Raw genomic sequence first — 20,946 nt, forward strand, 5'->3', positions numbered from 1 at the left:
GTGGTGGTGCCCACGGCTTCCTCAGGAAGCCCTGTGCGCTTTCTCGGGAGTATGGACCACCAGCACCGGGCAATGGGCGTGGGCCACGAGGGCCGAGCTGACCGAGCCGAGCAGCAGGCCGCCGAATCCGCCGTGCCCGCGGCGTCCCACCACCATCATGTCGGCGTCGCGGCTGGCCTCGATGAGTGTCTCGCGGGGATGCCCGCGCACCAGCCTGACCGTGACGTTCGCCGGCGTTTCGTCGCCGAAGGCCGTCTTCACCGCCTCATCGAGGATTGCCTTGGCCCCCTCTTCGAAGTGCTCGATGCCCATCATGACGTAGCCGGCGTACATCTGCGGGTACTCCCAGCAGCCCATGGCTTCCACCTTGGCACCCAGGGAGGTGGCAAAGCGCTGGGCCTGCCGAAGCGCCTCAACTGACGGCTCCGATCCATCCACGCCCACCAGGATCCGGGCAATTGGTGCTCCGGCAACACTCATGTCAGCTCCCTCGTTTGTCCGGTCCGGTCACCGCAATCATGCCGGGCCAGGGCCGCCGGGGCTAGGGCCGAAGGTCATGGGAGGCTCCGCGGCGCCCAGGTCCAGCCGGAACGGCGGGTATTCGTCGCGCATCAGCGCGGTGTAGACGATGACCCGGTAGATCCAGCGGTTGATCCCAAGGATCAGGTCGAACAGGGGGCGCAGGTACCGGCCCGTAAACAGCAGGGCAACGGCCGCGACCAGGACCAGCAGTCCCAGCAGCGACAGGCCTGAGCCCCGCTCGTACGTAGTCCCAAAAAAGTTCTGTTCGGCTTCCCATCGCCAGGTGGTGCCTGCGCAAGCGGCCACCAGGAGCAGGTGCGGAATGGCGAGCAGCCACCACTTGATGAGGACCAGGCCCCGGGAGAGACGCTGTGGGTAGTCCACCTCGAAGTCGGCCGGATAGTTGGTGCGGGCCAGGGTGAAGGGCGGGTAGACGTCAGTACCGACGGCGGCATAGGCGTAGAAGGCCACCCGCCAGTTCCAGCGGAGCACGCCGACGTTGAAGTCGAACAGCGCCCGCGGATACCGGCCGGTGAACAGGATGGCGAAGCCAGCCACGATGGTGGTGACGATGAATGCAAACCACAGGAAGAACAGAATGATGAAATGCGGGATGGCCAGGAACCACTTCACGAGCCACATCCAGCGGGAGAGGCGGGGATCGAGTTCCCCGTGGAGCCGTGCCGGGTAGGGCGCGTAGTCAGCCGATAAGCTGCCGGGCGGGGGCGGGACGGCTCCTGGCTGGACGGATTCTGGCGGGACAACTCCGGGTGGAATTGCTCCGGGCGGGACTGCTCCGGGTGGAATTGGTCCGGGCGGCACTGCAGCGCCGGGCGAACCGGGTGGGGCCGCTCCCGCCGGCGTTGCCCCTGGCCCCGCCGGACCGGCGGGGTAGGGGCTGCCGGGAGGGGCGCTGCCTGGATACGCACTGCCGGGATACGCACTGCCGGGATAGGGGCCGCCGCTGGCATACGGACCGCCCTGGTAGGGCCCTCCGGGGTAGGTGCTGCCGGTGTAGGGACCGCCTGCTGGCGGCCTGGCCGGCGGACCCGCGTGCCGCCCGAGCCCCATGGCCCCGAACACAATCAGGGGGATCCCGATCAGGAGGGCGATGGTTCCGCCCACCAGCAGGCCGGTGGCTGCCGGCCCGATCAGCTCGGACCGGAAACCGGCCTGCATCCGGACGTCCACCCCGGAGGAGGCGTCAGCGTTCATCACCACGATTTCCCAGGTGCCGGCCGCGAGGTCCCAGGTCAGCTCCTGCTGCCCCGGACCTGACACCGAGGTGGTCCAGAAACCCTGCCCGGCAGGCGGCGTGGCGGGCGTGTCCCCGGGGATGTCCCGGTACTCCGCACGGTCGCCTCGCCGGAAGGCATTGAGCAGCTCCGAACGATGGACGCCTGAGAGGTAACGCTCGACGTCCGCCTGCGGGCCGATGCCGATGAACACCTCCTTGCCCGGTGATGCGGATTCCGCCCGCAACCGCAGCGTCCCGATGTCGAAGGGAACCCTGCCCGGCACGTCTTCGCGGAAAGTCTCCATCCGTGGTGACGTGATTGCATAGGAGCTGACGGAAAAGCGGTTGGTACTGGACGTCAGGTACCCGTCGCCCTGGGCGGCTCCCACGGCTGACGCCACGGCACCGCCCGCCAGGGCGGCCAGGCCCGGCACAGCCAGCAGGATCCCGAGAATGAGCATGATGATGGCGGCGGGCTTTTTCATGGTGTGGTTCCTTGCACCTGGGAAACTCGGCGTGGAAGAGGAGCTGGTGGGACAGGGCGCAGCGCTGCGTACTAGATCTGGCTCACGCCGGCCTCGGTCCTGGTGATGATGGTGGGGCAGGGGAGGTGCCTCAGGACACCGTGGGCGGTCGAACCGAGGAGAAGGCGCTTGAAGGCGCCCCGGCCGCGGCTGCCCACCACCAGCAGCCGCGCACCGGAGGCGGCATCCACCAGCGCATCCACCGGTCCGCGCTCGGTCTCGAGCCGCTGGTGAACCGTGAGGTCCGGGTAGTCCTCCTTGAGCCCGGCGACGGTTTCGGAGAGCACAATCCGTTCTTCATCGACGGCCAGGCTTGCCAGGGTGGCTGTCGACAGGCCGGCATCGATAACGGGGTTGGGGACGCTGATGGCGTAGACAACCGTCAGTTCGTCGCCGTCCCGGTCCGCTTCCGCTGCGGCGAACGCAACGGCCTGGGTTGCTTCGGGGGACCCGTCCACGCCGACCACGACGCCCGTCCTGCCCTCAAGGTCCTGGGTTCCGACGACGGCGACCGGGACCTTCGCGCCCGTGGCGACCTGCAGCGCCCGGTCGGCCAGCGTGCCGCCGAGGTGGCCGCTGCCGGAGCCGACCACCATCATCGACGTCCTTTTGGAGTACTTGGCCAATGATCCGCCCACGCTGCCCGTGAGGAGTTCGGTGCTGACCGCCGGCTCAACTCCGTCCAGGCGGGCGGCAGCTTTCTGCAGGAGTTCCTGGCCAACTTCCTGGAGGGTGCCGAACCAGGGGTACGGCTCCGCTACCCAGCGGTCGTCCACGACATGGAGGAGGACCAGCGGCAGGCCGGCGCGTTTGGCCCGGGCGGCCGCCCAGAGGACCGCGGCCTGGCTCTGGGCCGAATCATTAGTGGCCACAGCGATTGGTTTACGGGTTGTCATGGCCGCACTTCCTGATCTTTTCGAAAGTTCCAGTAATGAGCAGGGCGCCGCCAGGCGCCCGGACCGCAGCCCAGCCATGCCGTGGTCCTGCCCTTCAAGACTGGCTCCGGGCGCGGCGGCGCTGTAGGGCCAAAAGTCACGGGACTGGATAATCCGGCAAGGGGCGTCCGGCCCGCCCGGTGCCCCCGTGTGGTCAAATTTGCCGCCGGGCGGTTCCCACGGGGCACGATTCGTCAGTATGCTTACTAATGTCCTCCGAAGAGAAAGGCACCATCATGACTGAACAGAACCTCCCCGACGACCAACTGGAAGTAGTCCAGGAAGACGACGTGCTGCTCGACCAGGCGCCCGGTGCCGCCTCTTCCCTTGAACTTGATCCGGTATCGGGGGAGCCCGACAGCTACCCGGGGGCCGCGGAGAACAACCCGGACCGCTGGCAGGAGGACCCGCTGCTGCAGGACGAAGCGGTATCCGGCGAAGAGGAAGACTTCCTTAGTGAGCAAACCCTCCGTGATGAGACCGCCCGGGCGCGGTATGAAGCCGGCGACGAGCAGGTGCCGCCGGATGCGCCCGCGCTCGGAGAGGCAGCGGCAGACGTCGACTTCGGCGAAGTGCCCACCGGCCTGGAAGCGGACGGCAGCGACGACGAGGAGAACTTCGGCGGCTCCCCGCTCAGCGAGTTCGAACCCGAGGACCTGGAGCACTGACAGCCCAGCCGGCGCGGCCGCGGCAGGCAGGGGAGGAGACGCCATGAAGACCAACGAACTGCTGGCTGACGCCTTCGGGCGGATCCAGGCAGTGGTAACGCAAACCCTCGACGGCCTCGATGAGGCCGCCCTGCGGCGGCGGCCGGCGGGCACCGGCAATTCCATCGCGTGGCTAATCTGGCACCTTGCCCGGGGGGAGGATGCGCAGGTGGCTCCGGCTGCCGGGCTGGAACAGGTCTGGACGGCGCAGGATTTCGTGTCCCGCTTCGGGCTGCCGCTCACCCGGCAGGACACCGGCTATGGCCATACCAGCGGCCAGGTGGACGCGGTGCATGCGCCCCGGGAACTCCTGCAGGAATACTACGACGCCGTGCACCGGCAAACAGCCACCGTCCTGTCAGGGCTCCGGGACGCCGACCTTGACCGCGTTGTCGACAGGAACTGGGACCCACCGGTCACCTACGGGGTGCGGCTGGTGAGCATCCTTGCCGACTGCCTCCAGCATGCCGGCCAGGCCGCCTACGCCAAGGGGCTGCACGGAGGGGAGGCGGACCGGGCCGGTGCGTGAGCTGGTGGTCCTGGGCACCGCCTCGCAGGTGCCCACGCGGGCCAGGAACCACAACGGCTACTTCCTGGGCTGGGACGGAGAAGGACTGCTCTTCGACCCCGGTGAAGGCACCCAGCGACAGATGATCCACGCCGGCGTCTCTGCCACCCGGATCACCAGGATCTGCCTGACCCACGTGCACGGCGACCACTGTTTCGGCCTGCCGGGAGTGCTGTCGCGGATGGCCCTGGACGGCGTGTCCCACCCGGTGCACCTGCATTATCCGGCGGCCGGCGAGGAGATCGTTCGGGCCCTTCTTTCCGTCAGTTCGCCAGGCGTAGACCTGCGGCTGCACCCCCATGGTTCAGCCGGAACCGTGGCCGAGGGCCTGGAGGTCCGGCCACTCAAGCACCGGATCGAGACGTTCGGTTACCGGCTCACCGAACCGGACGGCCGCACTTTCCTGCCGGAGCGGCTTCGCGCCGCCGGCGTCGCCGGCCCGGACATCGGGCGGCTGCAGCGCGGGGGCAGCCTTGAGGGGGTGCCGCTCGAGGAAGTGAGCATTCCGCGGCCGGGCCAGCGCTTCGCCTTCATCATGGACACGGCGCCTTGCGCCGGCGCCGACGAACTCGCCTCCGGGGCGGACCTGCTGGTCACGGAATCAACGTTCAGCGACGACGACGGCGGGCTGGCTGAGCAATACCGCCACCTCACCGCCGGGCAGGCGGGGCAGTTGGCGGCGGCCGCGGACGCGCGCATCCTGGTGCTGACGCACTTCTCGGCGCGGTACGGCGACGACGTCTCACTGCTGGCGGCCCAGGCGAAGGCGCGCGCCCCCGCTGTGGCGGTGGTGGCGGCGGACGACCTGCAGCGCATCGCCGTTCCCCCGAGGCGCACTGCGCCGGGATTTACGGTCCGGTCCGGATTCACGCCCCGCACCCCCCAGGACGAACCACGGAGATAGGGTTGTAACATGACGGCAGCAGCTGAATCGATGGTCACGCTCGACGGCAAGTTCGCCCGCGAACTGGCCGAACTCGCCGTTCCCTGGCAGGCCGAGGAAGCCCCGGCTCCGGAACTGCTGGTGCTGAACGAGGCGCTGGCCAATGATCTGGGCCTGGACCCGGGCTACCTCCGCAGCCGCGAAGGCGTCCGGCTCCTGGTGGGCAACCATGTCCCGGAGGGTGCCACACCGGTGGCACAGGCGTATGCCGGGCACCAGTTCGGCGGGTACTCGCCCCTGCTCGGTGACGGCCGCGCCCTGTTGCTGGGTGAGGTGGCCGACCGCAGCGGACGCATTCGCGATATCCACCTCAAAGGCTCCGGCCGCACTCCGTTCGCGCGCGCCGGGGACGGCCGTGCCGTCGTCGGGCCCATGCTGCGGGAGTACCTGGTCAGCGAGGCCATGCATGCCCTCGGGATCCCCACCACCCGCTCCCTTGCCGTCGTGGCCACCGGGCGGCAGGTGCGGCGCGACGGGATGCTGCCCGGGGCCGTCCTGGCCAGGGTGGCAGGAAGCCACCTGCGTGTCGGCAGCTTCCAGTACGCGCGGGCAACGGAGAATACCGGCCTGCTGCGGAGGTTGGCGGACCACGCCATTGCCCGCCATTACCCGGGCGCTGCGGAGGCGGAAAACCCCTACCTGGAACTGTTCCGGTCCGTGGTCTCGGCCCAGGCTTCCCTGGTGGCCCGGTGGATGCTGGTCGGGTTCGTGCACGGGGTGATGAACACGGACAACATGACCATCTCCGGGGAGACGATCGACTACGGCCCGTGCGCTTTCATGGACGCGTTCAACCCTGGTGCGGTCTACAGTTCCATCGACGTCAGCGGACGCTATGCCTACGCCAACCAGCCCGTTCTTGCCGAATGGAATCTCGCCAGGCTGGCCGAGGCGATGCTGCCGCTGATCGACGAGGACCAGGAGAAGGCGGTAACGCCGGCGGTGGAGGCGCTTGGAGCATTCCGCGGGCAATACAGCGCCGCGTGGTCCAGCGGCATGAGGGCCAAGCTGGGCATTCCCGAGGCCGCGGCCGGCGATGAGGAAGCCTCATTCGTGGTGGACGGGGCTATCGCCATCCTCAAGGATGGCCCCGTCGACTACACCCTGTTCTTCCGGAACCTCGGGAAGGCTGCCGGCGGCGACCTCCGGCCCGCCCGCGGCATGGTCCTTGACCTGGCGGCCTTTGATGCCTGGGTTGGGCGGTGGCAGGCCCTGGGTCCCGACCAGGAGCTGATGGACAGCGTGAACCCGGCGTACATTCCGCGCAACCACCTGGTGGAAGAGGCCCTTGCGGCCGCCACCGGGGGAGACCTGGGTCCCCTGCGCCGGCTGCTGGAAGCGGTCACTGAACCCTTCACCGAGCGGCCCGGGCTGGAACGCTACGCCGAGGGAGCGCCCGAAGACTTCGGGAGTTACATGACCTTCTGCGGGACCTGAACACAGAAGGGCGGCGGCCGGGAGTCCCGGCCGCCGCCCTTCTTTAAACCGCGCGGTGGTTAGGCTACGCGGACCGCGGAGTAGCCGCCGAGCCAGCTGATGGAGTGTACCTCGGTGGTGTAGCCGTTGACGCCGCCACTGACCACCTGGCCGTTGCCGGCGTACACGCCAACGTGGCCGGAGGTGATGATGAGGTCACCGGGGGCCGGGCTGCCCACCACACTGCCGTACTGGAAGAACTGGGTGGGGGCCAGATCGCCCACAGACTTGCCCACGGAGCGCAGGGCCTTCTCCACCATGGCGGTGCAGTCCTGCTGGACACCCAGCTGGCCGTAGGCCGAAGCGAGGATCGCGGCTCCCGTACCGGTACCGGTGGAGGCCGGGGTGGCCGACGCGTAGGACATGTTCATCCCGGTGTTCACCGGGGTGGACGCCGCAGCCGCCGTCACGGGGGCCGGGGCGGCAGCGGGTGCCGGAGCAGGTGCCGGGGCTGCCGCAACGTAGCCGGCACCCGGAATCTGGATCTGGTCACCCGGGTAGATGATCGAGGACAGTCCCAGCCCGTTGGCGGACAGGACGTCGTTCAGGCCAACACCGTAGGCTGCCGCGATGGCGCCCAGGGTATCGCCGGAGACCACCGTGTGGACGGTGGCGGCAGCGGCGGCCGGTGCTGCCACCTGCGCGGCGGGCGCGGCGGCGGCTTCGACGTTAGTCTGCCCTGTGGTGTCCGGGGCGGTTACACCTGCGTGGGCCGGCGCACCGACCCCGAAGGCAATACCGGATGCTGCTGCCACTGCGAGCGCCGGGCGGCCCAGCGAGCGGGCCTGGGACTTTGCTGTCGCGGCGAGGCCCTCGAGCACAATTGAGCGGGCCGGAGTCGCGCGGTGACGGGCTGCATTGGAAATTTTTGACACGGTTGATCGCCTCTCCCATGCCTGCGGGGTGAGCTGTCGGGTTCGGGCTGGAGATGCCCGGCCGAAAGCACCCGCGACGGACGGAGGCGCTATTCGACTTAACCCCAAGGCCTCAAGAGGCCATGGAAATGTGGTTCCCCCGTCCCTGCCAGCTGGAAACGATCGAATCCCGGGTCAGCGGCAGGGCTCGGCAAGCTGATGGGAATGTCCCGTCTGGGAGGGACACCATCCGACCATAACCCGCGCTCGGGCCAATTGTCACATTTGGATAACATGCGATGCTGTCCTCTCGAATTCAGCAATCGTCTTGATGCCCCACTTTGGCCTGCTGCTGCTGCGTGCCTGGGATAGTTTGGTAACTCTTCAGCAGCAACCTCCGCCAAGGCCGGGTAAGCACCCACGTGAGTTTCGGCACTATGCCCCTCACCGTGACCAGGATCAAGGCTCCCGGAAGCCGCGCCAGCCCGGCCCCCGTCGGTGCCCGGCGCATCACCGGTAACGGCGGTGCCAACGATGACTCCCCGTGCGGCGTCTGGAACCACTCGTATCCGGGAACTGTTACTGAGGGGGCGCTAGGCTTTCCCTATGCCAGACGTTGAACGGTTCCGGGTGCTGCTCGAGCAGGAGCGGGAACGGAGGTCGGCGTTGCTGCCCGCGCTCCGGGCAGATATCGCGGCGGCGAATTCGGCGCGCCAGGACTCGAACGTCGACGACGAGCACGACCCCGAGGGCGCCACGATTGCCTTTGAGCTCTCCCAGGCGTCGGCCCTCCTGAAGCAGAGTTCCACGGGCCTGGACCAGGTGGTGGCGGCCCTGGACCGGATCGCCGCCGGCACCTACGGTATCTGTGCCGTGTGCGGGGAGCCCATCGCCGAGGGCCGGCTGGAAGCCCGGCCGTGGACCCCTTATTGCATCCGGCATGCCGCGGCGGGGCGGGGACAATGACCGGTGCCACGGATACGGTGGCTGCTGCGGCGGAGTTCATCGACCGGACCCTCCAGAACGAGGGCGCCTGGTACCGGGCGGACGACGTCGGCAGCAGGCTGGGCGGGGCCCTTGCCTCCTACGGCTCGTCCGTGGGGGCGGTCCGCGGTACCGTGCGCGATGCCTTGCGCAAATTCAAGGCCCTTGACCACGACGGCACGGTCATGCTCGCTTCCGCGCTCTGGGGCCAGCCCAGACCCGGTGCCCGGCCCGTTTTTGAGCGGCGCCTGGCCGCCGTCGTGCTGCTGCAGTCAAAGGTCCGCATCCTCAGGCATTCGGACCTGACCCGCCTTGAGGGGTTCCTCCGTACCGCGCTGGCGCAGGAACTGGCGGAACCGATGCTCGCCCATGTCCTGGTGCCGCTGCTGGCCGGACTGGGGGAACGCGAACGGCAGCGCGCCGACGTTGTCCTGGCAAGGTGGCGGGAAGACCCGGACCCGCAGTTGCAGACGGCCGCGGACGCCCTTGAAAAGGACCTGACCCTGAGAAACGCACCTGGGAGATCCAATGAACGAACCGTTTGACCTCGACCGTTTTGTCACCGCCCAAAACCGCGGTGGAACCTATGAACAGGCGCTGGGGGAGCTGCAGGTCGGCAACAAGACCGGCCACTGGATGTGGTTCATCTTTCCGCAGATCGCCGGACTGGGGCGCAGTGCCACGTCCCGCACCTATGCCATCGCGTCGCTGGCCGAAGCCCGGGCGTACCTGGACCACGACGTCCTCGGCCCCCGGCTGCTCGAATGCGCGCAGGCACTGACCAACCACCCCGACCGGTCCGCCGAGGATATCCTGGGCGGCATCGACGCGCAGAAACTGCGGTCCTCCATGACACTGTTCCTCCGGGCGGCGCCCGGAGAAACAGTGTTCAAGACCGTCCTGGCCCAGTTCTTCGACGGCCAGCCGGACGAGGCCACCGACGCGCTGCTTGCCGAACAGGAAGCTGCCGGATAGCGGCAACTGCTACGGCGTGGGGCTGCCGCCGTTGACGTTGAGCGTTTCGCCCACCACGTAGCTGGACTCCGGCGAGGCGAGGAAGACATACGCAGGCGCCAGTTCGGCGGGCTGCCCGGCCCGGCCCAGGGGAGTGGACTGCCCGAACTCCGGCAGTTCCTCCTTCGGCTGGCCGCTGCTCACCTGCAGCGGGGTCCAGATGGGGCCCGGAGCCACCGCGTTCACCCGGATCCCCTTCGGTGCCAGCTGCTGCGCAAGGCCCTTCGTGAAGTTGTTGATGCTGGCCTTGGTGGTGGCGTAGTCCACCAGCGTGGGTGACGGGTTGTACGCCTGGATCGAGGTGGTGTTGATGATGGTGGAGCCCGGAGGCATGTGCGGCACCGCAGCCTTGGTCAGCCAGAACATGGCGTAGACGTTGGTCTTCAGCGTGTGGTCGAACTGCTCGTCAGTGATGTCCTGCAGGTCCTTCTGGGCCACCTGCTTGCCGGCGTTGTTGACCAGGATATCCACGCCGCCCAGGACGGCCACGGCGGTGTCCACCAGGTCCCTGCAGGCCGCAGCGTCCTTGAGGTCGCCGGGGACTTTCACCGCCTTGCGTCCCGCGGCCTCGATGATTCCAGCGATCCGCGATGCGTCTTCTTCTTCCTGCGGAAGGTAGGACAGGACGACGTCGGACCCCTCACGGGCGAAGGCAATCGCCGTTGCCGCCCCGATGCCGGAGTCCGCCCCGGTAATGATGGCGCGCCGGCCTTCCAGCCGCCCTGTGCCGCGGTAGGTCTCTTCGCCCAGGTCGGCCTTGGGCTCCAGTTCCGCGTCCAGGCCCGGTTCGGGCTGGTGCTGCTCTGGCGGGGAGATCTTCCCGTAGGCGGTCACGGGGTTGCGGAACGTGTACTGGTCGGTCATGCGGTCCTCCTCATCGCGCACAAAAACTAAGCATGCTTATGTTTCCCAGCCTAGGTGTATTGACCTGAGAGGTTGGTGACGCGGCTGGCCGGTGGCTGACCGTTGAGTGAGGTGTGGCCTCGATGATGATTGTAATGATGGAGCCAGTCGGCGAAAGCGGCAACACGCTCGGCCTCTGAGGCGTAGGGACGGGCGTAGGCCCATTCGTCGAGCATGGTGCGGTTGTAGCGCTCGACTTTGCCGTTTGTCTGAGGCCTGTAGGGTCGGGTGCGTTTGTGCTTGATGTCCGGGCCCAGAGCGTCTTTGAATGCGTAGGAGCGGTAGCAGGATCCGTTATCGGTCAGGACCCGTTTGACAGTGATCCCGTGGGACTCGAAGTAGGCATTGGCGCGTTCCCAGAATCCGGCCGCAGTGTCCTTTTTCTCATCGGTCAGGATCTCCGTGTAGGCGAGCCTGGAGTGATCATCGACGGCGTTGTGCAAGAAGGCGTGACCCGGTCTCCGGTTCGCCGCGGTACCGGTCTTGTTCCGGTTTCCGGCGGCCCTGCCGACACTGCGGTGTCCGCCGCCGTCAGGGATCCGTCCAAGTTTCTTGATGTCGACGTGGACCAGGTCCCCGGGGCTGTGGTGCTCGTACCGGCGAACCACCCGGCCCGTGGCCCGGTCCATCCACGCCAGCCTCGCCAGCCCAAACCGGGACAGCACCCGGTGCACCGTGGAGGGGTGAATGCCCAGCAGATAGCCGATCCGTGCCGGGCCCCAGCGCCGGTTGACCCTGATCGCGACGATCCGCCGCTCCCGCCGCGTGGAGGTCCGACGCGGGGAGTTGATGGGCCGGCTGGAGCGATCACCCATCCCGTGCTCCCCGTGCTCCCGGTAACGGGCCGCCCACCGCGCTGCGGTCGTCACGGACACCTGGAATCGCTCAGCAGCACGGCGCAGCGGCCACCCGTCATCGACGATGCACCGGGCCAGCCGGAGCCGTCCCTTCGGCGTCAGAAGCGCGTTAGCATGGGACATTGAAGACCTCCTTGTGGATCGGACTCTTAGACAAGCCCCACTCCACTTGGAGGTCTTCTTTTTGTCACCTAACCACGCCGCATGTTCCTAACCTCCGTGGTCAATACACCTAGGCAATCATGCCGCCCCTGCCAACCCGCTCAGGCGCGGGGAACCTCCACCAGCCTGACCTCCGCCAGCCGCCCGCCGTCAACGGCCGCTTCCATGTAGGTGCAGGCCGGCTGCCGGCGCCGGTCGGTGGGGGAGCCGGGATTCAGCAGCCGGAGCCCCCCGGGCGAGGTGGTGTCCCACGGGATGTGGCTGTGTCCGAACACCAGGACGTCCGCGTCCGGGTACAACGACTCGCAGCGCAGGTCGCGGCCCCTGGCCGGCCCCGTCTCGTGGACCATCGCAAACCGGACGCCGTCCAGGGTGATGCGTGCCGTCTCCGGGAGCCGCCGGCGCAGTTCCGGGCCGTCATTGTTGCCGTGGACACCCAGCAGCAACGTGCTGCGTTCCTCGAACTCATCCAGCAATGCCGGCTCCACCCAGTCGCCGGCATGGAACACCACGTCGGCGCTTTCGACGGCGGCCCACACCCGTTCCGGCAGGTTCCTGGCGCGCTTGGGCACGTGGGTGTCGGCGAGAAAAACCAGTTTCAGCGGCATACCGGAATCCTGCCATGCCTGCCCTGTTCCCGCAGGCCGCCGAGTCGTAATCTGGGGGCTGGGAGGTGATTGCCATGGAGGCAGCCCAAGGCGACCGCATCGTGGTGCGCGGACGGACCGTCGGATCCGCAGACCGGCACGGGGTGATCCTGGAAGTCCGTGGCCAGGGCGGGGCCCCGCCCTATGTTGTCCGCTTCGACGACGGGCACGAGACTGTCATGTACCCCGGCGGCGATTTCGCCGTCGAACGCGGCCACGCAACCTGACACCCGCCGGTACCTGACGTCCCGCCGGCGCATTGCCCCTGTAACGCAGTTCCGCTGTAAGCCGGAAGCACCTGTCAGACTGGAGCAATGGAACATTTTCCGGCCTCCGCTTCGTCCTCACGGCCTCCGCAGCGCACAGGTCCGCGCGACCCGGGTGATGCCTGGGTGGAGGGTGACCGCGGCCGCTACTGGGGCAGGTTCGGCGCGGCCGGTGTCCTGGCGTACGACCCCGCCAAGGGCGTCCTCCTCCAGCACCGCGCCGTGTGGAGCCACAACGGCGGAACCTGGGGGCTGCCCGGCGGGGCGCTGCACGAGGGCGAGGAAGCCGTCGACGGCGCACTCCGCGAGGCCTACGAAGAGGCTGCGGTCCCATCGGAGAGCGTGGAGGTGCTCTTCACCTCGGTGCTGGACCACGGCTACTGGTCCTATACCACCGTGGTGGTGCGGGTACGGGAATCCTTCGACCCCGTAATCAGCGACCCGGAAAGCATCGCATTGCTGTGGATTCCGCTGTCCGAGGTGGACGGCCTGGACCTCCACCCAGGGTTCGCGGCATCCTGGCCCGGCCTCTTGGACCGACTTGGCGGACGGGCCTAGTACCCCTCGCCGTATTCGGCCGTCACCAGGATGGGCAGGTGGTCGGAGTTGCCGCGCGGAAGTGTTTCCACGCTTGCGATGTCCAGGCCCAGCGAGGTGGCGAAGTCGAAGTGGCCCTTGAACACCTTGTAGCGGGTGTAGGTGCGGCGGTTGCTGAGGGAGAGCGCGTACCCGGAGTTCTTCATGTGCATGTCCAGGTTCTTGGTGAAGAACGGGTAGTTGAAATCCCCTACCATCAGCGTCATCAAGCCCCTGCCCATGCTCAGCAGTTCGGCGTGCGCTGCATGGATCTGCTTGCGCCGCAGGGAGTTGGAGGCAGTGAGCGGCGCCGCGTGGAACGAGCCTATGACCAGTTCGTGCTGGGTCTCGTTGTCCATGACACGCGTCCCGATGAGGCGCTCGTGCGCGGGGGCCAGCACGCGGTCGTGCATGGATTTCTTCAACGCAAAGGACTGCGTGTCCAGGGCGGTGAACCGGCTGGTGCGGTAATAGATGGCCAGGCCCAGCCGGTTGCCCTTGGTGACGTCTGCCAGGTGCAACGGGCCCAGCGTCTCGGGCAGGTCGCTGGCATCCACCTCCTGGAGGCAGAGCGCATCGATGTCGTGATTCCGTGCCAGGGCGAGAAGTTCGCCGCTCGCCTTGTGCTTGCGGAGGTTGTAGCTGATGACGCGCATGAAATACCTCTTTTGAGGTTGCTGACAGGACCAGTTCCTGAGTCTAGTCCGATGCCTGCACGGACACCCCAACATTTCGCCCGCTGCCCGGCGTGCCGTCCCGGCACGGGATAGAGTTAGGGCCAATTCACCGAAATCCCTGAAGGGGCCAGCGTTGACTGCAGATCTGCCCGAACTCGCCGAAGGCAACTTTTACTACCAGGCGCTCGGTGGCGGCCGTTTCCGGTCGACCATCCACGCCCAGGGCGCCTGGAATGCCCACGAACAGCACATGGCTCCCGCCTCCGGACTGATGGCCGAGGCCCTGGAGCGGCACGAGCCGCGCGCAGACCTGCGGATGGCCCGGCTCAGCTACGAGATCCTGGGGCTGATTCCAGGGGGCGAATTCCAGATTGAGACCACCACGCTTCGGCCCGGGAAGACCATAGAACTGGTCCAGGCCGAACTCGTGGCCGGCGGCCGCACGGCGATCCGTGGCACCGCGTGGCGGATGGTCACCAGCGACACCAGTGGCGTGGCCGCCGTCGAGGATCAGACGATTCCGGGCCCCGACGAATGCAAGCCGTATGACGGCTCCGCCGTCTGGCCCGGCGGCTTTATCCGTTCGCTGGAGATGCGGGTGGCTGAAGGCCACCGGCCGGGAGCAGGCAAGGTGTGGCTGCGCACGGAGCACCCCTTGACGGACCAGGCCGACAGCGGCGACACAGCCCGGCTCATGGGCCTGGTGGACACCGCAAACGGCATCGCCGCCCGCGTCCCGCCCGGCAAGGACAGCTACGCCTTTCCCAACCTGGACCTCCAGATCCACATGTACCGCAGGCCAGGGGGCGAGTGGCTGGGGCTGGACAACGCCGTCTCGTTCGGCCGCGACGGGATCGGACTCACCTCAACGGTGCTGCACGACCGTCAGGGGCCCTTCGGCCGGGCCGAGCAGATCCTGACGCTCCGCAGGACCTGACCAGCCCGCGCCCCCGTGAACGCGCAGGGGACGGCCGTCCGGGGCAGGTCCGTGGAGGCAGGCGGTAGGCAACGTGCCGGATGTATCGTTGTATATCGTTGGCGTTTCACAGAGGAGATCACCATGCGTGGTTCATTCCCGGCAGGCGGATTCGGCGGCAACAACATCGACGCCATGTGGCAGGCCGTCGAGGAGCTCCGCTCACGCTTTGAAAAACACGGGAGCACCCGTGCAGGCAAAGGTGAAGTGCGTGCGGCGGTGCTGGCACTGCTGGCGGAGCGTCCCATGCACGGCTACCAGATTATCCGCGAGATCGAAGACCGCAGCGGCGGCGCCTGGAAACCCAGCGCGGGTTCCGTGTACCCCACGCTGCAGCTCCTGGCCGACGAAGGTTCCATCAAGGCCGAGGAATCCAATGGCCGCAAAATCTACTCCCTGACGGAATCGGGCCGCGAAGAGGCAGCTGCCCATCACGGTCCCGCGCCCTGGGACGCCGCGGCCGCCGGCTCGGGCTCCCTGCCCAGGGCCGCCGTCGAGCTCGCCCAGGCTACAGCCCAGGTGGGGCGCACGGGCTCGCCGGAGCAGGTGCAGGAGGCGGTGGCAGTGCTCGATGAGGCGCGCCGCCGGATGTACGCGATCCTCGCGCGGAACTGACGCGGGTGGCGCCAAGCGTCCAGGACCGCGGCGGGCCCCTGCCCGGCGCTGGAGATGGCGGTGCCGTAAACAGCAGCGCCGGGGACGGCCAGGACGGAGAAGTCCGGGCCGGAAGCACCCGTGCCCGTTACCGCCGCATCCTGCGCTTCGCCGCCTGGAACCTGGCAGCCATCTGGTGGTTTGAGCTGTTCCTCCCCAGGACCGGGCTGGGCCGGCTTGCAGAACGGACCCGCTCGCGCAGGATGCGGCAGTTCGCCCGGCGTTTCCATGACCTTGCCGTGGAACTTGGCGGCCTGATGATCAAGGTGGGCCAGTTCCTGTCCTCCAGGCTCGACGTCCTTCCCCCCGAGATCACCAAGGAGCTCGAAGGGCTGCAGGACGAGGTGCCGCCCGTTCCCTTTTCGCAGATCCGGCGCCTGGCCGAGAAGGAACTTGGCGCGCCCCTCGCAGAGGTCTTTGCCGCCCTGGAGGAGGTTCCGATCGCGGCAGCGTCGCTCGGACAGGCACACCTGGCCCGCCTCAATCCGCTCGACGGTGCGGACACCGGGCTGGACAGGGTGGTGGTGAAGGTGCAGCGGCCAGGCATCGGCGCCATCGTCGACGTCGACCTCGCCGCCCTGCGCAGGGTGGGCGGATGGCTCAAGCGGTTCCGGGTGGTCGCCGAACGTGCCGACGTGCCCGCCCTCGTGGAGGAATTCGCGCAGACAAGCTTCGAGGAGATCGACTACCTGCACGAGGCAGCCAACTGCGAGCGGTTCGCGGAGGACTTTGCCCGGGACGCCAAGGTGGCCGTGCCCGGCGTCGTCTGGGAGCGGTGCACCCGCCGGGTCCTCACCCTCGAGGACGTGACGGCCGTCAAGATCACCGATAAGGCCGGGCTCCGGGCGATTGGAATCGACCCCGCCGAGGTGGCCCCCGTCTTCGCGGCCGTCATGTTCGACCAGCTGTTCACGAACGGCTTCTTCCACGCCGACCCGCACCCCGGCAACATCTTCGTCACCCCTGTCCCGGCCGGCGGCGACGGGCGCCCGTGGAAACTGACATTCATCGACTTCGGCATGATGGGCGAAGTTCCCGCCTCGACACGCAAAGGCCTGCGGAAACTGCTGATTGCGGCCGCCGCCCGCGATGGCAAGGGACTCGTGGCCGCCATCCGGGAAGTAGGCGTGCTGGTGCCCACCGCGGACACCGTGGAGCTCGAGCGCGCCATGACACACCTCTTTGCCCGCTTCGGCGGGATGGGCTTCGCCGAACTGCGCGAAGTGGATCCGCGCGAATTCCGTGACTTCGCTGTGGAGTTCGGCGATGTGGTCCGTTCGCTGCCCTTCCAGCTGCCGGAGAACTTCCTGCTGATCATCCGCGCCATGTCCCTGACCTCCGGGGTGTGCAGTTCGCTGGACGAGCGGTTCAACCTGTGGGATTCGGTGGAACCCTATGCGGCGCAGCTGCTGCGGGACGAGCGCGGCAACTTCGTCCAGGATGTTGCCCGGCAGGCGGTGGACGCCGCCGGAATAGCCCTCGGCCTGCCCGGGCGGCTGGACGCCCTGGCTGCCCGGCTCGAAGAGGGATCGCTGCCCCTGGCGGTCCCGCGGCTGGAGCGGCAGGTGGCCCGGCTGGACCGCGTGGCCAGGCGTTCGGCGTCGGCCATGGTCTTCGGCGCCCTCCTCGTCTCAGGTGCCGTGCTCCGGGGCGCGGACCCCGTCCTGGGCAGCGTGCTGATGATCGCGTCTGTGCTTCCGCTGCTCCACGGGCTGTGGGTGGGCCGCCGGCACTGACCTCCGCAGGCTTCCCTGCCGTGTCAGGGACAGGCAGTGGCACGGCGTAACCTAGGGGTGGCCGTCCGCCAGGACTGGCACTGACCGCGGGACACAGGGAGCAAGGCAAGATGCACGACGCCGGAACGGGACTGGCCACATGAACGCGCCGCGCACTTTGACCGTGGTACGGCAAGACGTGTCCCTCGGCGCAGGCCGCGACCTTGAATTCGGGCTGGAACTGCTGGCGCGGGCAAAAAACGGCGGGATCGGCCCCACCCTGCGGCTGTACCGCCCGGAGCCGACCGTTGCCTTCGGCCAGCGGGACACCCGGCTGCCCGGATTTGAAGCCGCGGCCCAGGCCTGCCGCGACGACGGCTTCGAACCACTGGTCCGCCGGGCCGGGGGACGCGCCGCTGCGTACCATCAGGGAACGTTGGTGGTGGACCACATCGAGCCGGACGCGGACGCCATTGCCGGATCCAAGACGCGGTTCGGCTACTTTGGCGAACTGTTCGCCCAGGCCCTGCGCCTCGTGGGGGTGCAGGCGGACGTAGGGGAAATCCCGGGGGAGTACTGTCCCGGGGAGTTCAGCGTTCACGGGACCGACCCCGCCGACAGCTCACGCCGCGTGAAACTTGTGGGCACCGCACAGCGGGTGGTCTCCGGCGGCTGGCTCTTCAGCTCCGTGATCGTGGTGGAAGACTCTGCACCAATCCGCAAAGTGCTCACGGACAGTTACGCCGCACTCGGGCTGGACTGGGACCCCGCCACCGCCGGCGCCGCCAACGACCTCGTGCCGGGCCTTGCCGTGGATGACGTGGAGCAGGCCCTCCTTAAGACCTATGCGGGCCATGCCACCCTGGAATCTGCTCCATTCAGCAGCCTGGGGGCATGACCCGCATCAGAAAAGTCCCGGCAGGCGCTTAGGCGGCCAGCCGGTCCCTGACCTCGGCTGCCGACGGGTTGGTGGCCGCCGTGCCGTCCGGGAAGAGGACCGTGGGGACGGTGCGGTTGCCTCCGTTGAGCTGCTCCACGAGTTCGGCGGTACCGTCCACCTCTTCGATGTTGATCTCGGTGTAGCCGATGCCCTGGGCGTCGAGCTGCTTCTTCAGCCGGTTGCAGTAGCCGCACCAGGTGGTCGAGAACATGGTGATGGTGCCGGATTCGGGAGTGAAGTCCACAGGGCTCTCCTAGCGTCGATTGAAAGGTTTCCTTACCGTCAACGGTAGCGTGCACAGGCGTATTCCCCGTCCCCGGCGGCGCGGTGTGCCGCCTGCATGACAGTATGTGGCGCCGGTGGCATGCTGGTGCCATGTGTGGACGCTACGTAATGGCACGGGCCGTAGGGGATCTGCTGGCCGAATTCGACGCCGAACTGGAAGACGAGGTCAGCATTCCGCCCTCCTGGAATGTGGCCCCCACGGATGCCGTCCCCATCGTCCTGGAGCGGGTCAAGGACGACCATGAAGTCCGCCAGTTGCACGTCGCCCGCTGGGGTCTGGTTCCGTCCTGGGCCAAGGATCCCGGAATCGGTTCGCGCATGATCAATGCCCGCAGCGAGACAGTACTGGAGAAGCCGGCGTTCCGGAAGGCAGCGCAGTCCCGGCGCTGCGCCGTGCCGGCTGATGGATACTACGAATGGAAACAGGGTCCCGGGAAGGCGAAGCAGCCCTACTACGTGCATCCCGGGCAGGGCCACGGCCTGGTCTTCGCCGGCCTGTACGAATGGTGGAAGGACCCGTCCGTGCCCGAGGGTGAGCCTGGACGCTGGCTGCTCTCGACGTCCATCCTGACGGCGGACACACCGCCGCCAGGGACGGAATCCACGGTTTTCGGAAAGTTGACGGCGTTGCATGACCGGGTGCCGCTGCCCATGGACAAAGCCACGATGGAGGCCTGGCTGGATCCGCAGGCGGACGACGCCGCCGCTTTGGTGGACCTGGTGCGGGCAGGAGTCAAGGACGCGGCCGCGGACTGGCAGGTGGACTCAGTGGGCAAAGAGGTGGGCAACGTGCGCAACAACGGGCCTGAACTGATCCGCCCGGTTGAAGCCCTGTTCTAGTTGAAGCCCTGTTCCAATGGAGGCCATGTTCCAGCAGCCGCTGCCGATGGCGGCCCGTGCCATCACACGGTGACCGTGCCGGCGTCGTCCACTGTCCAGTTGGGGTTGTAGGCGACCTCCCAGCGGAACCCGTCCGGATCGGCAAAGTAGCCCGTATAGCCTCCCCACGGCTGGGTGACCGGCTCCGCGATGATGGCGGCGCCGGCTTCGGCGGCCTCTTCCATCACACGGTCCACGTCTGCGGCGCTGGAGAGATTGTGGCTGAGGGTGATGGGGGGAATCCCGTCCGGCGGGCTGACCCCGGCCTCGGCCCGCATCTGGCGCACGTCCCACAGCGACAGCACCAGGCCATGGTTCACCTGGATGAACAGGACTTCATCGGCTACTTCGCGGTGCACCGGCCAGCCAAGGCCGTCAACATAGAAGGCCCGCGAGCGGGAAACGCTGCGGACGCCGAGGGAGATAAAGTCGACTCTGGGCTCCATGCTTCGATAGTGTCAGATGATGGCGACAATTCAAGGAAACGATAGGGATGCCCGGGCCGACAGGGAACAGCTCGCTGCCGTTCGGATCGCCGTGGACGAGGTGGACGAGCAGATTGTCACCCTCATCGCACGCCGCGAACGGCTGATCCGGATTGCCGGGACGCTCAAGGGCGACGACGCCGAAGTGCGGGCGCCCGGACGCGTGGAGCGGATCATCGAGAATGTCCGGTCAGCTGCGGAGAAAAAGGACATCGACCCGGACATCGTTGAATCGACCTACCGGGCCATGATCTCCGCTTTCATCGAACTTGAAATGCGGATCCACAAGGAAAGCAGCTGAGGCTACAGCGCTTCCTCCACCGGGACTCCGTGCTGGAACTCCCGGCCGTCGGCCTCGCTGAAGGCAGACAGAACATGTCCCTTGCCGAGTCCGTTCAGGGCTGACCGGGGAAAGCTGCCCGTGATGGTGGAACCGGAATGGGTCACGCCTGAAAGATCGTAGTCTTCCTCGATTCCCTGGTCCCGGTTGAACGAGTAGCAGGCGATCGCCTTCCCGTTCATGAACTCGATGCATAGTCGCCGTTGCGACGAATAGTCCGGTGCAGCCCCCATCAACCCCACCACGTAGGCGCCGGAGCCGGGAATTGTCCCGTCGATGTCAAACGTGGCCACAAGGGTGGAGTCCTGGGTTTTGATGCTTGCCTGCTTCAGGAGTGCTTCATCGGTATCCATGCCATCATCCTGCTCCCTGGCGGACGGTCCGTCCACCCCTGCCTAGGTTTAACCTCCAGCCCGGCGTAGACTGATTCAATTCGAACACATCTTCGAATAGAAGGTTCGGCAAGAGTACGTCCGGGGAGGTGCACATGGGCATGTTCAGCGAGTCCGTTGATGTGGTGTGTTCTGCCGCCGGGCAGCCGGAATCCCTTACCTGGGCAGGGGTGGACTATACGGTCTGCGCCGAACCCCTGCGCTGGTATGAACGGCGCCAATGGTGGGTGGAAGACACCCGGGCGCCCCTGGGTGGCGGTCCGGGAGTGGTGGACCACGAAATCTGGCGGGTCCAGGTGCTGCCGGCTTCCGCCGCTACAGCTGATGAACCCCTCACCCTTGACCTCACGCGCCATATCCGCAGTGGCCGCTGGCGGCTGCTGCGGATCCATGACGGCCTGCGCCCCAGAACTGCCTGACCAGAACAG

General features: G+C 67.4%; 27 protein-coding genes and 1 riboswitch. Of the genes, 16 read left to right on the forward strand and 11 right to left on the reverse strand.

Annotated features, from left to right (window positions below; genetic code table 11):
* Positions 1–21: 21 nt before the first annotated feature.
* The 3 genes from AC2JAJ_RS17150 to AC2JAJ_RS17160 all read right to left on the reverse strand — a co-directional run bounded on the left by AC2JAJ_RS17150 (position 22) and on the right by AC2JAJ_RS17160 (position 3,179).
* Positions 22–480, reverse strand: coding sequence for a universal stress protein (locus AC2JAJ_RS17150; RefSeq protein ID WP_473697103.1), 459 nt, complete (start codon positions 478–480; stop codon positions 22–24).
* A gap of 36 nt (positions 481–516) precedes the next feature.
* Positions 517–2,244: a DUF4389 domain-containing protein gene (locus AC2JAJ_RS17155; RefSeq protein WP_486415066.1), complete on the reverse strand. Its 1,728-nt coding sequence runs from the start codon at positions 2,242–2,244 to the stop codon at positions 517–519.
* A 71-nt stretch (positions 2,245–2,315) separates the two neighbouring features.
* Complete coding sequence (locus AC2JAJ_RS17160; RefSeq protein ID WP_473697105.1) at positions 2,316–3,179, reverse strand: universal stress protein; 864 nt, start codon at positions 3,177–3,179, stop codon at positions 2,316–2,318.
* Positions 3,180–3,454: 275 nt separating this feature from the next.
* Between AC2JAJ_RS17160 and AC2JAJ_RS17165 the strand changes: the two genes are divergently transcribed.
* The 4 genes from AC2JAJ_RS17165 to AC2JAJ_RS17180 are packed head-to-tail and all read left to right on the forward strand — an operon-like array spanning position 3,455 to position 6,873.
* Positions 3,455–3,886, forward strand: coding sequence for a hypothetical protein (locus AC2JAJ_RS17165; protein WP_486415065.1), 432 nt, complete (start codon positions 3,455–3,457; stop codon positions 3,884–3,886).
* Positions 3,887–3,929: 43 nt separating this feature from the next.
* Positions 3,930–4,454 carry a mycothiol transferase gene (locus AC2JAJ_RS17170; RefSeq protein ID WP_501053220.1) on the forward strand — a complete coding sequence of 175 codons (525 nt, stop codon included), beginning with the start codon at positions 3,930–3,932 and terminating at the stop codon, positions 4,452–4,454.
* Complete coding sequence (locus AC2JAJ_RS17175; protein WP_473697106.1) at positions 4,447–5,397, forward strand: ribonuclease Z; 951 nt, start codon at positions 4,447–4,449, stop codon at positions 5,395–5,397. Before AC2JAJ_RS17170 ends, AC2JAJ_RS17175 begins: the two co-directional genes overlap by 8 nt.
* Positions 5,398–5,406: 9 nt before the next feature.
* Positions 5,407–6,873 (forward strand): protein adenylyltransferase SelO, encoded by a 1,467-nt coding sequence (locus tag AC2JAJ_RS17180; RefSeq protein ID WP_486415062.1) that lies wholly within the window; start codon positions 5,407–5,409, stop codon positions 6,871–6,873.
* Positions 6,874–6,932: 59 nt separating this feature from the next.
* On the opposite strand, the gene AC2JAJ_RS17185 is transcribed toward AC2JAJ_RS17180, so the two are convergent.
* On the reverse strand, positions 6,933–7,787 hold the full coding sequence (locus tag AC2JAJ_RS17185) for a LysM peptidoglycan-binding domain-containing protein (RefSeq protein WP_486415061.1): 855 nt from the start codon (positions 7,785–7,787) through the stop codon (positions 6,933–6,935).
* 3 nt (positions 7,788–7,790) lie between these two features.
* A riboswitch (cyclic di-AMP (ydaO/yuaA leader) is annotated at positions 7,791–7,980 on the reverse strand.
* A gap of 392 nt (positions 7,981–8,372) precedes the next feature.
* Here AC2JAJ_RS17185 and AC2JAJ_RS17190 point away from each other — a divergent pair.
* From AC2JAJ_RS17190 to AC2JAJ_RS17200, 3 genes are read left to right on the forward strand one after another with little or no spacing between them, the layout of a single operon-like run.
* Positions 8,373–8,732 carry a TraR/DksA family transcriptional regulator gene (locus AC2JAJ_RS17190; RefSeq protein WP_486415060.1) on the forward strand — a complete coding sequence of 120 codons (360 nt, stop codon included), beginning with the start codon at positions 8,373–8,375 and terminating at the stop codon, positions 8,730–8,732.
* Positions 8,729–9,295, forward strand: a complete 567-nt coding sequence (locus AC2JAJ_RS17195; protein WP_486415059.1) for a DNA alkylation repair protein — start codon at positions 8,729–8,731, stop codon at positions 9,293–9,295. The genes AC2JAJ_RS17190 and AC2JAJ_RS17195 overlap by 4 nt, the downstream gene beginning before the upstream one ends.
* A complete protein-coding gene (locus AC2JAJ_RS17200; RefSeq protein WP_221385926.1) occupies positions 9,279–9,725 on the forward strand; it encodes a DUF1810 domain-containing protein in 447 nt (148 codons plus the stop codon). The genes AC2JAJ_RS17195 and AC2JAJ_RS17200 overlap by 17 nt, the downstream gene beginning before the upstream one ends.
* Before the next feature lie 9 nt (positions 9,726–9,734).
* Here AC2JAJ_RS17200 and AC2JAJ_RS17205 read toward each other — a convergent pair whose 3' ends face one another.
* From AC2JAJ_RS17205 to AC2JAJ_RS17215, 3 genes are all read right to left on the reverse strand, one after another.
* Complete coding sequence (locus AC2JAJ_RS17205) at positions 9,735–10,628, reverse strand: glucose 1-dehydrogenase (RefSeq protein ID WP_221385927.1); 894 nt, start codon at positions 10,626–10,628, stop codon at positions 9,735–9,737.
* 50 nt (positions 10,629–10,678) lie between these two features.
* Positions 10,679–11,647 (reverse strand): IS481 family transposase, encoded by a 969-nt coding sequence (locus AC2JAJ_RS17210; protein WP_486415058.1) that lies wholly within the window; start codon positions 11,645–11,647, stop codon positions 10,679–10,681.
* Between the two features lie 140 nt (positions 11,648–11,787).
* The gene (locus tag AC2JAJ_RS17215) at positions 11,788–12,294 is read right to left on the reverse strand and encodes a metallophosphoesterase family protein (protein ID WP_486415057.1); all 507 of its coding nucleotides are present in this window, start codon (positions 12,292–12,294) and stop codon (positions 11,788–11,790) included.
* Positions 12,295–12,368: 74 nt separating this feature from the next.
* Between AC2JAJ_RS17215 and AC2JAJ_RS17220 the strand changes: the two genes are divergently transcribed.
* Together AC2JAJ_RS17220 and AC2JAJ_RS17225 are read left to right on the forward strand one after the other, a co-directional pair.
* Positions 12,369–12,560, forward strand: coding sequence for a DUF1918 domain-containing protein (locus AC2JAJ_RS17220; RefSeq protein ID WP_221385929.1), 192 nt, complete (start codon positions 12,369–12,371; stop codon positions 12,558–12,560).
* An 87-nt stretch (positions 12,561–12,647) separates the two neighbouring features.
* Positions 12,648–13,157, forward strand: coding sequence for an NUDIX domain-containing protein (locus AC2JAJ_RS17225; protein WP_221385930.1), 510 nt, complete (start codon positions 12,648–12,650; stop codon positions 13,155–13,157).
* On the opposite strand, the gene AC2JAJ_RS17230 is transcribed toward AC2JAJ_RS17225, so the two are convergent.
* Positions 13,154–13,831 carry an endonuclease/exonuclease/phosphatase family protein gene (locus AC2JAJ_RS17230; protein ID WP_221385931.1) on the reverse strand — a complete coding sequence of 226 codons (678 nt, stop codon included), beginning with the start codon at positions 13,829–13,831 and terminating at the stop codon, positions 13,154–13,156. The genes AC2JAJ_RS17225 and AC2JAJ_RS17230 overlap by 4 nt on opposite strands.
* 154 nt (positions 13,832–13,985) lie before the next feature.
* Between AC2JAJ_RS17230 and AC2JAJ_RS17235 the strand changes: the two genes are divergently transcribed.
* From AC2JAJ_RS17235 to AC2JAJ_RS17250, 4 genes are all read left to right on the forward strand, one after another.
* Positions 13,986–14,789: a thioesterase family protein gene (locus AC2JAJ_RS17235; RefSeq protein ID WP_221385932.1), complete on the forward strand. Its 804-nt coding sequence runs from the start codon at positions 13,986–13,988 to the stop codon at positions 14,787–14,789.
* Between the two features lie 123 nt (positions 14,790–14,912).
* Complete coding sequence (locus AC2JAJ_RS17240) at positions 14,913–15,443, forward strand: PadR family transcriptional regulator (RefSeq protein ID WP_221385933.1); 531 nt, start codon at positions 14,913–14,915, stop codon at positions 15,441–15,443.
* Between the two features lie 242 nt (positions 15,444–15,685).
* Positions 15,686–17,218, forward strand: a complete 1,533-nt coding sequence (locus tag AC2JAJ_RS17245; protein ID WP_486416776.1) for an ABC1 kinase family protein — start codon at positions 15,686–15,688, stop codon at positions 17,216–17,218.
* 139 nt (positions 17,219–17,357) lie between these two features.
* The gene (locus AC2JAJ_RS17250; protein WP_486415056.1) at positions 17,358–18,095 is read left to right on the forward strand and encodes a lipoate--protein ligase family protein; all 738 of its coding nucleotides are present in this window, start codon (positions 17,358–17,360) and stop codon (positions 18,093–18,095) included.
* Between the two features lie 28 nt (positions 18,096–18,123).
* Here the strand turns inward: AC2JAJ_RS17250 and AC2JAJ_RS17255 are convergent, their stop codons facing one another.
* Entirely contained in the window at positions 18,124–18,381 is a 258-nt protein-coding gene (locus AC2JAJ_RS17255) for a mycoredoxin (protein WP_221385935.1), read from the reverse strand.
* Between the two features lie 131 nt (positions 18,382–18,512).
* Here AC2JAJ_RS17255 and AC2JAJ_RS17260 point away from each other — a divergent pair, with 131 nt between their 5' ends.
* Entirely contained in the window at positions 18,513–19,262 is a 750-nt protein-coding gene (locus tag AC2JAJ_RS17260; protein WP_221385936.1) for an SOS response-associated peptidase, read from the forward strand.
* Positions 19,263–19,324: 62 nt separating this feature from the next.
* Here the strand turns inward: AC2JAJ_RS17260 and AC2JAJ_RS17265 are convergent, their stop codons facing one another.
* Entirely contained in the window at positions 19,325–19,747 is a 423-nt protein-coding gene (locus AC2JAJ_RS17265; protein WP_486415055.1) for a VOC family protein, read from the reverse strand.
* A gap of 16 nt (positions 19,748–19,763) precedes the next feature.
* Here AC2JAJ_RS17265 and AC2JAJ_RS17270 point away from each other — a divergent pair, with 16 nt between their 5' ends.
* Positions 19,764–20,087 (forward strand): chorismate mutase, encoded by a 324-nt coding sequence (locus AC2JAJ_RS17270; RefSeq protein WP_221385938.1) that lies wholly within the window; start codon positions 19,764–19,766, stop codon positions 20,085–20,087.
* A gap of 2 nt (positions 20,088–20,089) precedes the next feature.
* Here the strand turns inward: AC2JAJ_RS17270 and AC2JAJ_RS17275 are convergent, their stop codons facing one another.
* Entirely contained in the window at positions 20,090–20,479 is a 390-nt protein-coding gene (locus tag AC2JAJ_RS17275; RefSeq protein WP_221385939.1) for a hypothetical protein, read from the reverse strand.
* Positions 20,480–20,613: 134 nt separating this feature from the next.
* On the opposite strand from AC2JAJ_RS17275, the gene AC2JAJ_RS17280 reads away from it, so the two are divergent.
* Positions 20,614–20,937 (forward strand): DUF6504 family protein, encoded by a 324-nt coding sequence (locus tag AC2JAJ_RS17280; RefSeq protein WP_221385940.1) that lies wholly within the window; start codon positions 20,614–20,616, stop codon positions 20,935–20,937.
* Positions 20,938–20,946: the final 9 nt, after the last annotated feature.

It is taken from the genome of Arthrobacter sp. MOO21 (assembly GCF_057369995.2).

What these genes read in the sequence shown, in the direction of transcription:
- AC2JAJ_RS17180 (WP_486415062.1), top strand. Translation starts at nt 5,407, where the DNA reads ATGACGGCAGCAGCTGAATCGATGGTCACGCTCGACGGCAAGTTCGCC.
- AC2JAJ_RS17250 (WP_486415056.1), top strand. Translation starts at nt 17,358, where the DNA reads ATGAACGCGCCGCGCACTTTGACCGTGGTACGGCAAGACGTGTCCCTC.
- AC2JAJ_RS17280 (WP_221385940.1), top strand. Translation starts at nt 20,614, where the DNA reads ATGGGCATGTTCAGCGAGTCCGTTGATGTGGTGTGTTCTGCCGCCGGG.
- AC2JAJ_RS17195 (WP_486415059.1), top strand. Translation starts at nt 8,729, where the DNA reads ATGACCGGTGCCACGGATACGGTGGCTGCTGCGGCGGAGTTCATCGAC.
- AC2JAJ_RS17230 (WP_221385931.1), bottom strand. Translation starts at nt 13,831, where the DNA reads ATGCGCGTCATCAGCTACAACCTCCGCAAGCACAAGGCGAGCGGCGAA.
- AC2JAJ_RS17190 (WP_486415060.1), top strand. Translation starts at nt 8,373, where the DNA reads ATGCCAGACGTTGAACGGTTCCGGGTGCTGCTCGAGCAGGAGCGGGAA.
- AC2JAJ_RS17215 (WP_486415057.1), bottom strand. Translation starts at nt 12,294, where the DNA reads ATGCCGCTGAAACTGGTTTTTCTCGCCGACACCCACGTGCCCAAGCGC.
- AC2JAJ_RS17240 (WP_221385933.1), top strand. Translation starts at nt 14,913, where the DNA reads ATGCGTGGTTCATTCCCGGCAGGCGGATTCGGCGGCAACAACATCGAC.
- AC2JAJ_RS17160 (WP_473697105.1), bottom strand. Translation starts at nt 3,179, where the DNA reads ATGACAACCCGTAAACCAATCGCTGTGGCCACTAATGATTCGGCCCAG.
- AC2JAJ_RS17270 (WP_221385938.1), top strand. Translation starts at nt 19,764, where the DNA reads ATGATGGCGACAATTCAAGGAAACGATAGGGATGCCCGGGCCGACAGG.
- AC2JAJ_RS17205 (WP_221385927.1), bottom strand. Translation starts at nt 10,628, where the DNA reads ATGACCGACCAGTACACGTTCCGCAACCCCGTGACCGCCTACGGGAAG.
- AC2JAJ_RS17155 (WP_486415066.1), bottom strand. Translation starts at nt 2,244, where the DNA reads ATGAAAAAGCCCGCCGCCATCATCATGCTCATTCTCGGGATCCTGCTG.
- AC2JAJ_RS17265 (WP_486415055.1), bottom strand. Translation starts at nt 19,747, where the DNA reads ATGGAGCCCAGAGTCGACTTTATCTCCCTCGGCGTCCGCAGCGTTTCC.
- AC2JAJ_RS17200 (WP_221385926.1), top strand. Translation starts at nt 9,279, where the DNA reads ATGAACGAACCGTTTGACCTCGACCGTTTTGTCACCGCCCAAAACCGC.
- AC2JAJ_RS17210 (WP_486415058.1), bottom strand. Translation starts at nt 11,647, where the DNA reads ATGTCCCATGCTAACGCGCTTCTGACGCCGAAGGGACGGCTCCGGCTG.
- AC2JAJ_RS17220 (WP_221385929.1), top strand. Translation starts at nt 12,369, where the DNA reads ATGGAGGCAGCCCAAGGCGACCGCATCGTGGTGCGCGGACGGACCGTC.
- AC2JAJ_RS17165 (WP_486415065.1), top strand. Translation starts at nt 3,455, where the DNA reads ATGACTGAACAGAACCTCCCCGACGACCAACTGGAAGTAGTCCAGGAA.
- AC2JAJ_RS17150 (WP_473697103.1), bottom strand. Translation starts at nt 480, where the DNA reads ATGAGTGTTGCCGGAGCACCAATTGCCCGGATCCTGGTGGGCGTGGAT.
- AC2JAJ_RS17170 (WP_501053220.1), top strand. Translation starts at nt 3,930, where the DNA reads ATGAAGACCAACGAACTGCTGGCTGACGCCTTCGGGCGGATCCAGGCA.
- AC2JAJ_RS17260 (WP_221385936.1), top strand. Translation starts at nt 18,513, where the DNA reads ATGTGTGGACGCTACGTAATGGCACGGGCCGTAGGGGATCTGCTGGCC.
- AC2JAJ_RS17275 (WP_221385939.1), bottom strand. Translation starts at nt 20,479, where the DNA reads ATGGATACCGATGAAGCACTCCTGAAGCAGGCAAGCATCAAAACCCAG.
- AC2JAJ_RS17225 (WP_221385930.1), top strand. Translation starts at nt 12,648, where the DNA reads ATGGAACATTTTCCGGCCTCCGCTTCGTCCTCACGGCCTCCGCAGCGC.
- AC2JAJ_RS17245 (WP_486416776.1), top strand. Translation starts at nt 15,686, where the DNA reads ATGCGGCAGTTCGCCCGGCGTTTCCATGACCTTGCCGTGGAACTTGGC.